We start from the raw sequence: 14,578 nt of genomic DNA on the forward strand, positions 1-14,578 counted from the left end.
ACAGTGGTAGCGTGTGCGTTATAACGTACAAACAGGATCCTGATATGCGCCCGCCGTTTTCCTTTAAGCATCTGACCTTCCCGGCCGTTGTGGCCGGTTTTGTTGCCGTGTTGGTGGGTTATACCAGTTCGGCGGCGATCATTTTTCAGGCTGCGGGTGCCGCCGGTGCCTCTGAGCTGCAAATTGGTGGCTGGCTAAGTATGCTCGGCCTGGCGATGGGCGTGACGTCGCTGGGACTGTCGCTTTACTACCGCGCGCCGATTCTGACCGCCTGGTCAACGCCCGGCGCGGCGCTGCTGGTGACCAGTCTGCCAGGCACGCCGATTGCGCAAGCGATTGGCATCTTCATTTTCGCTTCAGGGCTGATTTTCCTGTGCGGCGTGACGGGTCTGTTTGCGCGGCTGATGAACTATATCCCGCAGGCGATTTCTGCCGCGATGCTCGCCGGGATCCTACTGCGGTTTGGTCTGGATGCCTTTGGCGCGCTGAAGCTTAACTTTCCGCTGACCGCCAGCATGTGTCTGGCGTACCTGCTGGCAAAACGCTATCTGCCCCGCTATGCCATCGTGCTGACGCTGGTCGCCGGGCTGCTGATCGCCGGGTTCAGCGGTGAGATCCACTTCTCCCATCAGCCGTTGCGCTTTGCTTTGCCGCAATTTATTGCCCCAGAGTTTAGCCTTTCAACGCTGCTCGGCATTGGTATCCCGTTTTTTGTGGTGACCATGGCGTCACAGAATGCGCCGGGCATTGCCACCCTCAAAGCCGCCGGTTATCAGGTACCCATTTCCCCGTTGATGAGTTGGACCGGCCTGGCCTCGCTGCTTCTGGCACCTTTTGGCGGATTCTCGGTGTGTATTGCCGCGATCACCGCCGCGATTTGTATGGGGCCTGATGTGCATCCCGATCCTCAGCGGCGATACTGGGGTGCGGCCTGCGCCGGCTTTTTCTACCTGATGGCAGGATTATTTGGCGCCGCGATTGGACAGTTATTCAGCGCCCTGCCGCCGGCATTGATCCACACCATCGCCGGACTGGCGCTGCTGGGGACCATCGCTGGCAGTTTGCAACGCGCCCTTGCCGACGAGAAACAGCGGGAAGCGGCGGTGATCGCTTTCCTGATCACCGCGTCCGGGCTGAGTTTGCTTGGTGTCGGAGCCGCGTTCTGGGGCCTGGTGGGTGGCGTGATCACCCATCTGATCCTTTCTCTGCCGAAGAAAAAGCCCGTTGAGGTATAGTAGTTATCCCCGAGCGAGTGGTGGCAGCACGATGAAAAAGAAAGACTTTGTGACTCAGGATTTGCTGAGCAAAATCTATCAGCAACACGATCCGGCGCAGCGTAAGCTGCCGCCAGAGCGACAGCTGGCGGAAGAGTATGGCGTGTCGCGCTTTACCATCCGCCAGGCGCTGGAGAAGCTGGTGAGCATTGGCGTAGTCAATGTGGTGCAGGGATCGGGCATCTACATCAGCGAGCGCGCCCGCACCAATCCCCTGGTCTATAACTCGATCACCGAAAAGCGTTTCGACCAGATTGGCTTTAAGCTGATCAGCCTGCATAAAAAGCTGCCGGATAAGGACGAACGTCAGGTGTTTGGCCTGGCGGCAGACGCGTGGATTTGGCGGTTTTGCCGGGTACGTTACGTGGATAATGTGCGCATGCAGATTGAGGTTTCGAAACTGCCGGTGGCCGATTTTCCGGATCTCAACCAGCACATTATTGAGAGTTCACTGCAGAAATACGTTTTGAGTCGCGGGTTCCGCATTTCGCATCTGCTGACCAGTTATCAGGCGATTGCGGTCAGTAAAGAGCAGGCGGCATTGCTCACCTGCAAAAAAGGCATTCCGGCGATGCAGATCAACAGCCGGGGGATTCTGGAAGGCGGCCGCGTATTTGAGATCAGCGAGGTGGTGGATATCCATTACAACTGCACCTACGTCATCCCGTTTAATCAGGACAGCCTGACCTTCCGCCAGTCTACGGGTTAAGGCGTATGCATGGCGCCATTGGGTAAGCGGCTCTGCGTCCATTCATGCGCGCGATACGCAACCGGAAACGCTTCTGCGGCCTGTTGTTCAAAGCCCACCCCAATGCCCGGCCGGTCTATCGGATAGAGATAGCCCTGCTCCGCCTGGGCTGCCTGTGGGAAGACCTTCAGCGTATTGGCACCATACGGATTGAATTCCTGAATCGCGGCGTTATGCAGGTGGATATTCAGATGGGTATTCACCGCCGCGCCAATTGGCGTCATATCCGGCGGCCCATGCCAGGCCAGCCGCACGCCAAATGCCTGACAGAGCACCGCCAGTTTCAGCGCCGGGGTGATTCCGCCCAGTTGAGAGACGTGGCAGCGGATAAAATCAATGCGACGGTTAACCACCAAGTCGTGCCATTCGGCCGGATTGTTAAACAGTTCACCCAGCGCCAGCGGCACGCAGGAATGGGCACGCACCTGCTCCAGCCAGCCGGATTGCTGAGGCGAGACAATATCTTCGATAAAGTACGGCTGATAAGGTTCAACGGCTTTGGCAAACTGGATCGCCTGCTGTGGGAACAGGCGTTCGTGGACGTCGTGCAGGATATGGAAGCGATTGCCGTACTTTTCCCGCAGCGCCTTAAACATCGCCACGGTGTTGGCCATATATTCATCCTGATCGTAGTAAGCGCCTGGCGTGGGCTGTCGGGTGCTATGCATCCCTTCCGGCGTGCCGCCGTAAAAGCCAAGCTGGCAGCGAATATGACGATGACCGTCGGCGAGTAATGTATCGATCTGGGGAAAGAGGCCTTCCAGCGTTTCCGCCGACGCGTGGCTGTAAACAGCGATGGCATCTTTCGATTTACCGCCGAAGAGCTGATAAAGCGGCATACCGGCCAGCTGCCCTTTGATATCCCACAGCGCCATATCCACGCCAGAGACCGCATTGTTGATCACCGGACCATTCCGCCAGTAGGCATTCACCATCATCATCTGCCACAAATCTTCAATGGCATTGGCATCGCGGCCAATCAGCAGCGGCTTAAGATAGTCATCCACCATGGTTTTCACCGCCAGTGGGCGTTGCTGGAAGGTTGCGCAGCCATAACCAATGATATTTTTATCGGTGGTCACACGGACCACAATCAAATTATGGCGGTCAGGTTTAGTGATAAAACATTCAATATTTTTAATCAGCGTGGGTGACATTAAAATAGGCTCCGGTCTGGATCAGGTGGTCACTGAAGAGGTTTACCCCGGTTAATGTGCAGTACTATGAAGCTATTTATCGGCTGGCGTAAACCCTTTTTTTCGTCTGTTTTTTTTGGTCTGAAAAGCGTCAATATTATCGCCAAAAACCAGACCAATTATTGATTAGCCTTACTTTTAACGCCTGCTGATGGCGAACTGTGAGCTGAATCAACATTTATTGGTTTGTTTTAGGTTGAGGGTTTCTCTACTATTTCGCCTGGAATATCAGATCGTTTCAGGAGCAGGCTTCATGGGAATTACCGCGACAAGTCAAAAGATAATAGAGCTGGTAGGGGGTGCCGGAAATATAAATAAAGTCTGGCACTGCATGACCCGTCTGCGTTTTGATCTGGTTGATAAGAGCAAAATACGCCAGGCCGATATTAAGGCGTTACCGGGAGTATTAGGCGCACAGATTCAGAGCGATCAGTTTCAGATCATTATCGGGCCGAAGGTCAATGAGTGGTATCAGGCGATTTTGCCTCAGGTGTCGCCGGATGCCGATCGACCAGCCGCCGCGGGAAAAGCCAGAAAAGGGCTGATTTCGCTATTTATGGATACGGTTTCGGGGGTATTTGGTCCGATTGTACCGGCCATCGCGGGTGCCGGGATGATCAAAGGTTTGCTGGCAGGATTGATTGCCCTGAAGGTGATTTCAGCCAGCAGCGATACGGTGGTGGTCATTGATTTGATTGCCAGCGGCGTGTTCTATTTTCTGCCGTTTTTCCTGGCGATTTCAGCCGCGAAGATGTTCAAAACCAACGAGTATCTGGCTGCGGCGGTTGCGGCCTGTCTGATGTATCCCTCGCTGATTGACGCAGCGAAAGCGTTGGCCAGCCATGCACCCGGCGCGGTGGACACCATTTACTTCTTCAACGTGGTGCCGGTATCGGTGTTTAATTACGCCTCCAGCGTGATCCCGATTATTTTCTCTGTGCTGGCGCTCAGTTATATCCATCGTTGGGTCGACCGGTTTATGCCGGACGTACTAAAAACGGTTTTCACCCCGACATTGACGCTGTTTATTGCTGCATTAGTCGCGCTGGTGGTGATTGGACCAATGGGCATCTGGCTGGGCAAGCTGTTGGCCTGGTTTATCGAAGGGTTATTTGGCATTTCGGCAAGCTTCGCGGGTCTGGTGGTCGGTGCCATTCGCCCGGTAGCGATTCTGACGGGAATGCATCACGCCATGACGCCGATTGCGTTGCAGAACTTTACCGATCGCGGCTATGACATGTTGATGCCAATGATGTTTATGGCAAACATGGCGATAGCCGGCGCGACATTCGCTATCTGGCTGCATTGCAAGACGCGTCAGGAGAAGTCCGTGGTGCTTTCTGCAGCGATATCAGCGTTATTGGGGATTACCGAGCCGGCGCTGTTTGGGGTGTTAACGCGTTATAAGAAAGCCTTTATCGCTGCCACCATTGCCAGTTCATTAGCCTCGGCCTTTATCGCCTTCTTCGGCGTGCGGTTATACGGTTATATCCTGTCGAGCATCTTCAGTTTGCCCGCCTACATCGGTCCCTATTTCGTTTTCGCCTTGATGGGCGTGGCGATAGCGTTGGTGTTGTCGTTTACGCTGACGATGTTGTTGGTCAGGAATAAACCATCGGAGAGTGCTGAGCAGGTGGTTGAGAGCGAGGCGTGATGGGGTTTTGGAGTTGAGGTCATGGGTGAGTGCGGTGGCACGGTGTCAGCACAGGTCAAAACCGGTTCCGGGGGTAAGGCGTCAGCATAGAGTGCCTTATCCGAGGCGCCGTAAATACATCCCTGTAGGCTTGGCTGCGGCATCCCTGCCGCAGACACTCGGCTAAGACACTCTATGCCGCCAACCAATAGCATTGGTGTCGTTGGCTGTATTCGTGGACGCACAGGTCAAGACCAGCTCGGGTGAAACGGCGTCAGCATAGAGTGCCTTATCCGAGACGCCGTAAATACATCCCTGTAGGCTTGGCTGCGGCATCCCTGCCGCAGACACTCGGCTAAGGCACTCTATGCCGCCACCCAATAGCATTGGTGTCGGTGGCTGTATTCGTGGACGCACAGATCAAGACCAGCTCGGTGGCACGGCATTGCTGCAGTGTTTCCCAGACGCACAATTCTAAAGTATGCCGCTGTAAACGGTTTTGACGTGTGCATCCCCATTTAAACAGGTGACACTGAAGCGTCGAGGAAGGGAGAGAAGGTTGATAGCGAGTCTTCGGCGACAGGGATGTCGCCGCTGAGCCCCCAGGGATGGGTTTACGGCGTCTTTGCGTTCAACCTTCTCTCCCTGAACGGGATACCGGGCCACGCAGACGACTTACTGGCTATCAGCGGCGACAACCTCTTCGCCTCAACTACTTACCTTCAGCAATTACCGCGCGATTTTAGCCAGTAGATTGTGCACAAACTTCGGCACGACTTCACTCGCTAAACCGTAGTCTTTTTCTTCGAACTCACTGCCGACCTGGCTGGGCTCGAGGTTCAGCTCGACGGTATGCGCGCCCTGCAGTTTGGCTTCGTGAACGAAACCTGCGGCGGGGTAAACGTGGCCTGATGTTCCGATGGCGACGAAATAGTCGGCCTCGCTCAATGCCGCGTAAATCTCGTCCATCTGTAATGGCATCTCGCCAAACCAGACGACGTGGGGACGCAATACTGACGGGAACTGGCAACAATGACAGCGATCTTCTGGCTTAACGTCATCACCCCAATGCAGGATCTGCCCGCTGGTGGCACAACGCACTTTCAGCAACTCACCGTGCATGTGGATCACGTGACTGTTCCCTGCACGCTCATGCAGGTTGTCGATATTCTGCGTCACCAACAGGAAATGATCGCCCAACGCGGCTTCCAGTTCCGCCAGCGCTTCGTGGGCGGCGTTCGGCTGGATCTCCGGCTGTTGCAACTGACGACGGCGGGCATTGTAGAAGTCTTGCACTTTTTGCGGATCGCGCGCAAAACCTTCCGGCGTGGCCACATCTTCGACTTTATGATCTTCCCATAAGCCATCGGCCGCGCGGAAAGTCCGGATACCCGACTCGGCAGAAATACCTGCGCCGGTCAACACCACCACGCGTGGCAATGGATGTTGGGCTATCTCAATATTGCGATCGCGCTCAAAAATACGCTGACGAAAACGCTGGTGCACCTGGCGTCGGGTCTTCTTGTATCGCGCCAGACGCAGTCGGCGACGGGGAGTTCGCATCATAATTTCTCTATTCCTTAACGTGCAGGAATGCGGCACCGCGCATTCCACCTGCGTCTCCGTGACGCGCCTTTTCAAACCTCGGTGGTTTGGCAACCGGCAGCAGATGAGGGCTTACCTTCTCTGCCAGGCCGTCATACAGCGCGTCGAAATTGGACAATCCCCCCCCCAGTACCACCAGATGCGGGTCTACCAGCGTCAGCAGGTTACCCAGACAAACGGCCAGCAACTCCCGGTATCGGTCGGTATGGGCGATGGCTTGCGGATCTCCCTGATAATAGCGGGAGATAATCTCGGGTGCACTGAGAGCCTGCTGATTATGCAGCTGCCAGAGGCGGGAAAATCCCGAGCCCGACAGCCAGGAGTCAATGCACCCCGTCTTGCCACAGCCACATCGCGGCTGCACTACGTTTTGTCCCAGCACGTCCAGCGCATCAATCGGCAAACGCGTGTGGCCAAACTCGCCCACCACGTAATTGCGCCCGGTTAACGGCTTGCCGTCAACAATCAGTCCGCCGCCAACGCCAGTGCCAAGGATCAGCCCCATCACCACCGGATAGACCTGAAACTCTTCATCCCAGGCTTCCGAGAGGGCAAAACAGTTGGCATCGTTATCGATGCGCACATCGCGACCCAGCCGTTGCGAGAGATCGGCCTGCAAGGTTCTGCCCGTCGCGGCGGGCACGTTGGCGGTAAACAGCGTGCCATCGTCCGGCACCGGGATCCCCGGCACGCCAATGCCCACGCTGCCCCGTTGACCACAAAAGGCATCGGCTTCTTCCGTGAGCGCAACCAGCAGATCCACCAGCGCCTGATAGTCGTCTTTTGGCGTGACGACCCGCTTAGTCCAGACCTGCTGAAGCTGAAGGTTATACACCCCCAGCGCAATCTTGCTGCCGCCAACGTCAAAACCGTAATACATGCTGTTATTGTCCGCTCAGTACACGCGCCGGGTCGATTTTGCTCGCCCGCCGTGCGGGATACCAACTGGCAATCAGACTCAGCACCAGCGAGGTGACCAACACGATAGCCACATCTGACCAGTGCACTTCTGATGGCAGGAAGTCGATAAAGTAGATATCGCCGGACAGGAAATGATAGCCGGTTAAGGTTTCAATTCCGCGAATCAGCGGCGTGAGGTTGAATGCCGCCAGCACGCCAACCACCACGCCACTGACGCTGCCGACCAGCCCGGCCATCAGGCCATACCAGACAAAGATAGCGCGGATCAGGCCATCCTTCGCCCCGAGCGTGCGCAATACCGCAATGTCGCCACTCTTATCCTTCACCGCCATCACCAGCGTTGAAACGATGTTGAAACAGGCCACGCCAATCACCAGCACCATCGCCAGATACATAATGGCGCGGATCATCTGGATATCGCGATACATGTAGCCATAGGTGCCAATCCAGCTGCGGATATAGACGTAAGAATGCGTCACTTCACCGGCATCACGCACCAGCTTTTGCGCGGCAAACGGGTCGCTCATCTTCAGTGCAATGCCCGTGACGTTGTCACCCATGCCTAAATATTGCTGCGCATCACCCAGAGGAACCAATGCCAGGCTGTGATCCAACATGCCGCTGAGCGCTAAAATGCCGCTCACCTGCAGGCGTACGCGCTTCGGTTGCAGCAGCTTATGCTCGGGATCGCTGTTGGGGATCATGATGGTCAGCCAGTCGCCCTGCTTAACCTTCAGGCTGGTCGCCACGCCCTGACCAAGAATGATTTGCTGTTTGCCGGCGCTGAAACTCTGCCAGGCATTGTTCTGCACATACTTCGGCAACGCGCTCAGGTTGTTTTCCTGCTGAGGATCGACGCCCTTCACCTGAACCGCCTGCAGCTTCGCGCCGCTTTCAATCAGCCCGGTGAAGTTGATGTACGGTGCAGCCGCTGCGATGCCTTTCACCTGCTCCACCTTCGGCAGCAGTTGCTGCCAGCCGGTAAAGGGCTGATTGACCGGCTCGATTTCGCCATGCGGCACTACCGCCAGGATACGGTTATTCAGCTCGCGCTCGAAACCGTTCATCGCACTCAGACCCACGATCAGTACCGCCACGCCCAGCGCAATACCGACGGTGGAAATCACCGAGATCAACGACACCATGCCGCTACGGCGACGCCCACGGCTGAACCGCAGGCCAAGAAGAAGAGAAAGATTGCCCGCCATTACGCCTTCCCTGCCAGTAACACGTCTCCGCTTAGCTGGCCGTCACGCATCTCCATCTGGCGGTTAAGCCGCTTCGCAAGATGTAAATCGTGGGTTACCACCAGGAAAGCCGTGCCCTGACGCACGTTCAGTTCGCCCAGCAGATCGAAAATGGCATCCGCGTTGCGGGCATCCAGATTACCGGTGGGCTCATCCGCCAGCACCAGACGCGGATTGTTCACCAGCGCACGGGCGATGGCCACACGCTGACGCTCGCCGCCGGAAAGCTCGGACGGACGGTGTTTCGCACGCTTATCCAGACCCACGGCCGTCAGCATCTCCATCGCTTTGGCTTCGGCCTCGGCTTTGCCCACTTTGCCAATCAGCAGCGGCATCGCCACGTTTTCCATCGCCGTAAAGTCCGGCAACAGATGGTGGAACTGGTAAATAAAGCCCAGCTCGCGGTTACGCAGTTCAGCCTTCGCCGAGGAGCTCATGCCGTTAAGGGATTTGCCGTTGAACACCACATCGCCAGAGGTGGGCGTATCCAGCCCGCCCAGCAGATGCATCAGGGTGCTTTTACCGGAGCCGGAGCTGCCGACAATCGCCATCATTTCGCCAGGGGCCACGCTGAAGGAGACATTGCGCAGCACATCCGTCTGGACGCTGCCTTCCTGATAGCGTTTGCACAGGTCATTGCACTGCAACAGAATCGGGTTACTCATAACGTAAAGCCTCAGCGGGTTGTACGGCGGCGGCGCGCCATGAAGGATACAGCGTGGAAAGCAGCGCCACGACCATCGCCGTTACCACAATGGTGATCACTTGCGGAATGGAAATTTCTACCGGCAGCGCCGCGCCATCAAGGAACGCGCCAATCAACGGCATCAGGTTATTCAGCTGGCTGGCTAACAGCACGCCGAGCAGCGCGCCCAGCACCGAGCCGACAATGCCTGCGGTGGCACCCTGCACCATAAACACCATCACAATTTGCCGGCGGGTTAAGCCCTGGGTTTGCAGGATCGCCACTTCGCCCTGCTTCTCCATGATCAGCAGACCCAGCGAGGTGATGATGTTAAAGGCTGCCACGGCGACGATCAGGCTCAGCAGCAGGCCCATCATGTTTTTCTCCATGCGCACCGCCTGGAACAGCTCGCCTTTACGCTCGCGCCAGTCTTTCCATACCAGCCCTTCCGGCAGCTTTTGCTGGCTGAGGCTGTCAACCTGCAGCGGCTTATCCAGCCACAGACGCCAGCCGGTGATGTTGCCCGCCGGATAACGCATCAGTCTTGAGGCATCCTGCTGATTTACCAGAATCTGATAACCGTCCACCTCACTGTTGGCGGCGAAGGTGCCCACCACGGTGAACAGACGCTGGCTCGGCAAGCGGCCCATCGGCGTGAACTGGCTGGCAGAAGGCACCATCAGACGCAGCTCTTCACCGCGCTTCACGCCCAGCTGGGTCGCCAGCTGTTCACCAATGATCACGTTATATTTGCCGGGCTGCAGATCGGTCTGCTTGACGTTCACCAGATAAGGCGAAAGGGGATCCGGTTCATCCGGGTTGATGCCCAGCATCACGCCCACGCCGACGCTGCGGGCGCTTTGCAGCACCACATCCCCGGTGGTCAGCGGCGTAATTTTCTTCGTTCCTTGCAGCTTGAGGCTGTCAGCCGGCAGCTGTTGCGGATTGATCGAGCCTTTGTCGCTGGTAATCAGCGCCTGAGGCATCAAATTGAGGGTGCTCTTCTCGAGCTCATGCTCAAAACCGTTCATCACCGATAACACGGTGACCAGCGCCAGCACGCCAAGCGTGATGCCGATGGCGGAGAGCCAGGAAACAAACCGGCCGAAGCGGTCTGAAGCTCGTCCACGCATATAGCGCAGACCGATAAATAACGCGACAGGTTGATACATGTAATCCGTCTTCTGGCAAAGCGTTGGCAAAAAGTGATCGAAGATAATAAAGGTTAGCCCGGCGTTATGGAACCTCTAAGCCGCTGACTGTGCAGCTTTGTTTTGTCAGCAACGGCAACAATGGCCCTCATCACCGCGATATCGCACAAAAAACAGCCGCTAATTGCTCAATTGTCGGCCGTGAATCGGCTTACAATACTATTAACCCCTCTCAAAAAGAGGTAATACGTTAAGTGCAATATCGCCGTAGAGTCAGCCCAGGAGTGGTAAAAATGTCTAAATATCCTAAAGGCAGCATTGTCAGGCACAAAACCGGCGACATTAAAGGCATGGTAGTGAACGTGTTCGAACAGGGCGATTCACCCGCGGGTTACTACGTAAAGTGGGATGACGGCAACCACAGCTATCACGGTGAAAAAGAGCTGATCTGGGCAAACATTGACCGACCTAAGATGCACTACACCCAACAATCGCCGAAATAGAGGTATACTCCGGTTAGCTGAAGGGGAACACGGTTCCCTGCTCTCCATTTTGCGAAGAGACCGTCTGACTGATTATGCCTGAACACATTCGTTACACCCTGCCCGTAAAAGCAGGTGACCAACGCCAGTTAGGTCAACTGACCGGTGCCGCCTGTGCGGTGGAATGCGCTGAGATCATCGAACGCCATCCTGGCCCGGTGATGTTAATCGCCCCCGACATGCAAAATGCCCTCCGCCTGTATGATGAGATCAAACAGTTTACCGACGAGCCGGTGATGAGCCTGGCCGACTGGGAAACGCTGCCTTTTGACAGTTTCTCACCGCATCAGGACATTATTTCCTCACGCCTTTCCACGCTCTACCAGTTGCCGATGATGGAACGCGGTGTGCTGATCCTGCCGGTGAATACGCTGTTGCAGCGGGTTTGTCCGCACAGCTTCCTGCACGGGCACGCGCTGGTGATGAAGAAAGGCCAGCGGCTGTCGCGCGATACCTTGCGCAGCCAGCTTGAACAGGCCGGTTACCGTCACGTCGATCAGGTGATGGAACATGGCGAATACGCCACCCGTGGCGCGCTGCTGGATCTCTATCCGATGGGCAGCGACCAGCCCTACCGCATCGATTTCTTTGATGACGAGATCGACAGCCTGCGCTTGTTCGACGTCGACAGCCAGCGCACGCTGGAAGAGGTTCCGGCGGTTAACCTGCTGCCGGCGCATGAATTCCCGACCGACAAAGCGGCGATTGAGCTGTTCCGCACCCAGTGGCGCGAACATTTCGAGGTGCGCCGCGAGTCCGAACACATCTATCAGCAGGTGAGCAAAGGCACGCTGCCGACCGGCATCGAGTACTGGCAGCCGCTGTTCTTCGATCAGCCGTTGCCGGCGCTGTTCAGCTATCTGCCGGAAAACACCCTGCTGGTGAATACCGGCGATCTGGAAGTCAGCGCCGACCGTTTCCTGCTGGATGTCACCTCCCGCTTTGAAAGCCGCCGCGTGGATCCTATGCGCCCGCTGTTGCCGCCAGAAAAGCTCTGGCTGCGCACCGATGAGCTGTTTAGCGAGCTGAAAAACTGGCCGCGCGTGCAGTTGAAAAGCGAAGAGCTGCCGAAGAAAGCCGCTAATACCAACTTGCAGTATCACCCGCTGCCGGATCTGGCGGTGCAGGCGCAGGCCAAAGTGCCGCTGGATACCTTGCGTCGCTTCCTGGAAGCATTCAGCGGCCCGGTAATCTTCTCGGTTGAGAGTGAAGGCCGCCGTGAAGCGCTGCAAGAGTTGCTGGCGCGGATCAAAATTTTGCCTCAGGGCGTGCATACCTTTGCCGAAGCCGAAGCGGCCGGTCACTATCTGATGATTGGTGCCAGCGAAAAAGGCTTCGTCGACGGTTTGCGCCAGCGGGCGTTTATCTGCGAAGGCGATCTGCTGGGCGAACGCGTCAGCCGTCGTCGTCAGGACAGCCGCCGCACCATTAACCCTGATGTATTAATCCGTAACCTCGCTGAACTGCGCTCCGGGCAGCCGGTGGTGCACCTCGAGCATGGCGTGGGTCGCTATATCGGGCTGACCACGCTGGAAACCGGTGGTATCACCGCCGAGTACCTGATGCTGACCTACGCCGGTGACGCCAAGCTGTATGTGCCGGTGTCGTCGCTGCACTTGATCAGCCGCTATGCCGGCGGTGCGGATGAGAACGCGCCGCTGCATAAGCTCGGCAGCGATGCCTGGTCACGGGCGCGGCAGAAAGCCGCCGAGAAAGTGCGTGATGTGGCCGCGGAGCTGCTGGATATTTACGCCCAGCGTGAAGCCAAGAGCGGTTTTGCCTTTAAGCACGATCGTGAGCAATATCAGCTGTTCTGCGAGAGTTTCCCGTTCGAAACCACCCCAGACCAGGCGCAGGCAATCAATGCCGTCCTCAGTGATATGTGCCAGCCGCTGGCGATGGATCGTCTGGTGTGCGGCGACGTCGGCTTCGGTAAAACCGAAGTGGCGATGCGAGCCGCCTTCCTGGCGGTGGAAAACCACAAGCAGGTTGCGGTGCTGGTGCCGACCACCCTGCTTGCTCAGCAGCATTACGATAACTTCCGCGACCGTTTTGCCAACTGGCCGGTACGCATTGAGATGCTTTCCCGCTTCCGAACCGCCAAAGAACAAACGGCGATCCTTGAGCAGGCCAGAGAAGGCAAAATCGATATTCTGATTGGCACGCATAAACTGCTGGCCAATGAGATCAAGTGGCGCGATTTGGGGCTGCTGATCGTCGATGAAGAGCACCGCTTCGGCGTGCGTCATAAGGAACGCATTAAAGCGATGCGCGCCGACGTGGATATCCTGACGCTGACCGCCACGCCGATCCCGCGCACGCTGAATATGGCGATGAGCGGCATGCGCGATCTGTCAATTATTGCCACGCCACCGGCACGTCGCTTGGCGGTAAAAACCTTCGTGCGTGAGTTCGACGATCTGGTGGTGCGTGAAGCTATCCTGCGTGAAGTGCTGCGTGGTGGCCAGGTTTACTATCTGTACAACGACGTCGAAAACATCGAGAAAGCGGCTAATCGCCTGTCTGAACTGGTTCCGGAGGCCCGTGTGGCCATCGGCCACGGTCAGATGCGTGAGCGCGAGCTGGAACGGGTGATGAATGATTTCCACCATCAGCGCTTCAACGTGCTGGTGTGTACCACCATCATCGAAACCGGTATCGATATTCCGACCGCCAACACCATCATCATCGAGCGCGCGGACCATTTCGGTCTGGCACAGTTACACCAGTTGCGCGGCCGCGTGGGACGTTCACACCACCAGGCGTATGCCTGGCTGATGACGCCGCATCCGAAAGCGATGACGTCCGATGCGCATAAGCGTCTGGAAGCACTCGCCTCTCTGGAAGATTTGGGCGCCGGGTTTGCGCTGGCGACCCACGATCTGGAAATTCGTGGCGCGGGTGAGCTGTTGGGTGAAGGACAAAGCGGACAGATGGAAACCATTGGCTTCTCGCTATATATGGAGCTGCTGGAAAATGCCGTTGAGGCGCTGAAAGAAGGCCGCGAACCGTCGCTGGAAGATCTGACCAACAGTCAGACTGACATTGAGCTGCGGATGCCTTCCCTGTTGCCAGATGAGTACATTCCGGATGTGAACACCCGTCTGTCGTTCTACAAACGCATCGCCAGCGCGCAGGAAGAAGGCGAGTTGCAGGATCTGAAAGTCGAACTGATCGACCGCTTTGGCCTGTTGCCGGATGCCGCACGTAATCTGCTGGATACTGCTTCGTTGCGCCTAATGGCGAAGAAGATCGGCATTCGTCGGGTGGAAGCCAGCGACAAAGGCGGCTTTATTGAGTTCGCCGAGAAGAATCTGGCTAATCCAGGCTGGCTGATTGGGTTGTTGCAGAAGGAACCGCAGCACTGGCGGCTTGATGGCCCGACCAAAATCAAGTTTATCCGCGACCTGGCTGACCGCAAGTTAAGGATGAAATGGGTCGGTGACTTTATGGCTCAGGTACTGGCGAACGCCGCGTGAGCCTGACTCAGCAATAAAAAAAGCGGCTAATCAGCCGCTTTTTTTCTATCCGCGAGATGCCCACAACGGTAAGCATCTTATCAGGCAGCTACGCGCG

Annotated in this window: 11 protein-coding genes; 5 read left to right on the top strand and 6 right to left on the bottom strand. The window is 56.6% G+C overall.

What is annotated here, in order from left to right; genetic code table 11:
• Positions 1–44 precede the first annotated feature (44 nt).
• Complete coding sequence (locus ACXKZG_RS13880; RefSeq protein WP_488875038.1) at positions 45–1,235, top strand: benzoate/H(+) symporter BenE family transporter; 1,191 nt, start codon at positions 45–47, stop codon at positions 1,233–1,235.
• A 31-nt stretch (positions 1,236–1,266) separates the two neighbouring features.
• Positions 1,267–1,983, top strand: a complete 717-nt coding sequence (locus ACXKZG_RS13885) for a GntR family transcriptional regulator (protein WP_488875039.1) — start codon at positions 1,267–1,269, stop codon at positions 1,981–1,983.
• Here the strand turns inward: ACXKZG_RS13885 and ACXKZG_RS13890 are convergent.
• On the bottom strand, positions 1,980–3,179 hold the full coding sequence (locus tag ACXKZG_RS13890) for an enolase C-terminal domain-like protein (RefSeq protein WP_053145484.1): 1,200 nt from the start codon (positions 3,177–3,179) through the stop codon (positions 1,980–1,982). The genes ACXKZG_RS13885 and ACXKZG_RS13890 overlap by 4 nt on opposite strands.
• A gap of 292 nt (positions 3,180–3,471) precedes the next feature.
• On the opposite strand from ACXKZG_RS13890, the gene ACXKZG_RS13895 reads away from it, so the two are divergent.
• Positions 3,472–4,872, top strand: a complete 1,401-nt coding sequence (locus tag ACXKZG_RS13895) for a PTS transporter subunit EIIC (protein ID WP_013201703.1) — start codon at positions 3,472–3,474, stop codon at positions 4,870–4,872.
• Between the two features lie 708 nt (positions 4,873–5,580).
• Here ACXKZG_RS13895 and cobB read toward each other — a convergent pair.
• The 5 genes from cobB to lolC are packed head-to-tail and all read right to left on the bottom strand — an operon-like array spanning position 5,581 to position 10,481.
• On the bottom strand, positions 5,581–6,414 hold the full coding sequence (gene cobB, locus ACXKZG_RS13900; protein ID WP_013201702.1) for a Sir2 family NAD+-dependent deacetylase: 834 nt from the start codon (positions 6,412–6,414) through the stop codon (positions 5,581–5,583).
• Between the two features lie 10 nt (positions 6,415–6,424).
• Positions 6,425–7,336 carry an N-acetylglucosamine kinase gene (gene nagK / locus ACXKZG_RS13905; RefSeq protein ID WP_488875040.1) on the bottom strand — a complete coding sequence of 304 codons (912 nt, stop codon included), beginning with the start codon at positions 7,334–7,336 and terminating at the stop codon, positions 6,425–6,427.
• Between the two features lie 4 nt (positions 7,337–7,340).
• Positions 7,341–8,585, bottom strand: coding sequence for a lipoprotein-releasing ABC transporter permease subunit LolE (lolE, locus tag ACXKZG_RS13910; RefSeq protein WP_013201700.1), 1,245 nt, complete (start codon positions 8,583–8,585; stop codon positions 7,341–7,343).
• Complete coding sequence (lolD, locus tag ACXKZG_RS13915; protein ID WP_013201699.1) at positions 8,585–9,289, bottom strand: lipoprotein-releasing ABC transporter ATP-binding protein LolD; 705 nt, start codon at positions 9,287–9,289, stop codon at positions 8,585–8,587. The genes lolE and lolD overlap by 1 nt, the downstream gene beginning before the upstream one ends.
• The gene (gene lolC, locus ACXKZG_RS13920; protein ID WP_013201698.1) at positions 9,282–10,481 is read right to left on the bottom strand and encodes a lipoprotein-releasing ABC transporter permease subunit LolC; all 1,200 of its coding nucleotides are present in this window, start codon (positions 10,479–10,481) and stop codon (positions 9,282–9,284) included. Before lolC ends, lolD begins: the two co-directional genes overlap by 8 nt.
• Before the next feature lie 272 nt (positions 10,482–10,753).
• Between lolC and ACXKZG_RS13925 the strand changes: the two genes are divergently transcribed.
• Complete coding sequence (locus ACXKZG_RS13925) at positions 10,754–10,963, top strand: hypothetical protein (RefSeq protein ID WP_013201697.1); 210 nt, start codon at positions 10,754–10,756, stop codon at positions 10,961–10,963.
• A 74-nt stretch (positions 10,964–11,037) separates the two neighbouring features.
• Positions 11,038–14,481 (top strand): transcription-repair coupling factor, encoded by a 3,444-nt coding sequence (gene mfd, locus ACXKZG_RS13930; protein ID WP_105759244.1) that lies wholly within the window; start codon positions 11,038–11,040, stop codon positions 14,479–14,481.
• Positions 14,482–14,578: the final 97 nt, after the last annotated feature.

Source organism: Erwinia sp. 2186, assembly GCF_057812255.1.

Coding starts and splice junctions, on each gene's coding strand:
- ACXKZG_RS13880 (WP_488875038.1), top strand. CDS start 45: ATGCGCCCGCCGTTTTCCTTTAAGCATCTGACCTTCCCGGCCGTTGTG.
- ACXKZG_RS13885 (WP_488875039.1), top strand. CDS start 1,267: ATGAAAAAGAAAGACTTTGTGACTCAGGATTTGCTGAGCAAAATCTAT.
- ACXKZG_RS13890 (WP_053145484.1), bottom strand. CDS start 3,179: ATGTCACCCACGCTGATTAAAAATATTGAATGTTTTATCACTAAACCT.
- ACXKZG_RS13895 (WP_013201703.1), top strand. CDS start 3,472: ATGGGAATTACCGCGACAAGTCAAAAGATAATAGAGCTGGTAGGGGGT.
- cobB (WP_013201702.1), bottom strand. CDS start 6,414: ATGCGAACTCCCCGTCGCCGACTGCGTCTGGCGCGATACAAGAAGACC.
- nagK (WP_488875040.1), bottom strand. CDS start 7,336: ATGTATTACGGTTTTGACGTTGGCGGCAGCAAGATTGCGCTGGGGGTG.
- lolE (WP_013201700.1), bottom strand. CDS start 8,585: ATGGCGGGCAATCTTTCTCTTCTTCTTGGCCTGCGGTTCAGCCGTGGG.
- lolD (WP_013201699.1), bottom strand. CDS start 9,289: ATGAGTAACCCGATTCTGTTGCAGTGCAATGACCTGTGCAAACGCTAT.
- lolC (WP_013201698.1), bottom strand. CDS start 10,481: ATGTATCAACCTGTCGCGTTATTTATCGGTCTGCGCTATATGCGTGGA.
- ACXKZG_RS13925 (WP_013201697.1), top strand. CDS start 10,754: ATGTCTAAATATCCTAAAGGCAGCATTGTCAGGCACAAAACCGGCGAC.
- mfd (WP_105759244.1), top strand. CDS start 11,038: ATGCCTGAACACATTCGTTACACCCTGCCCGTAAAAGCAGGTGACCAA.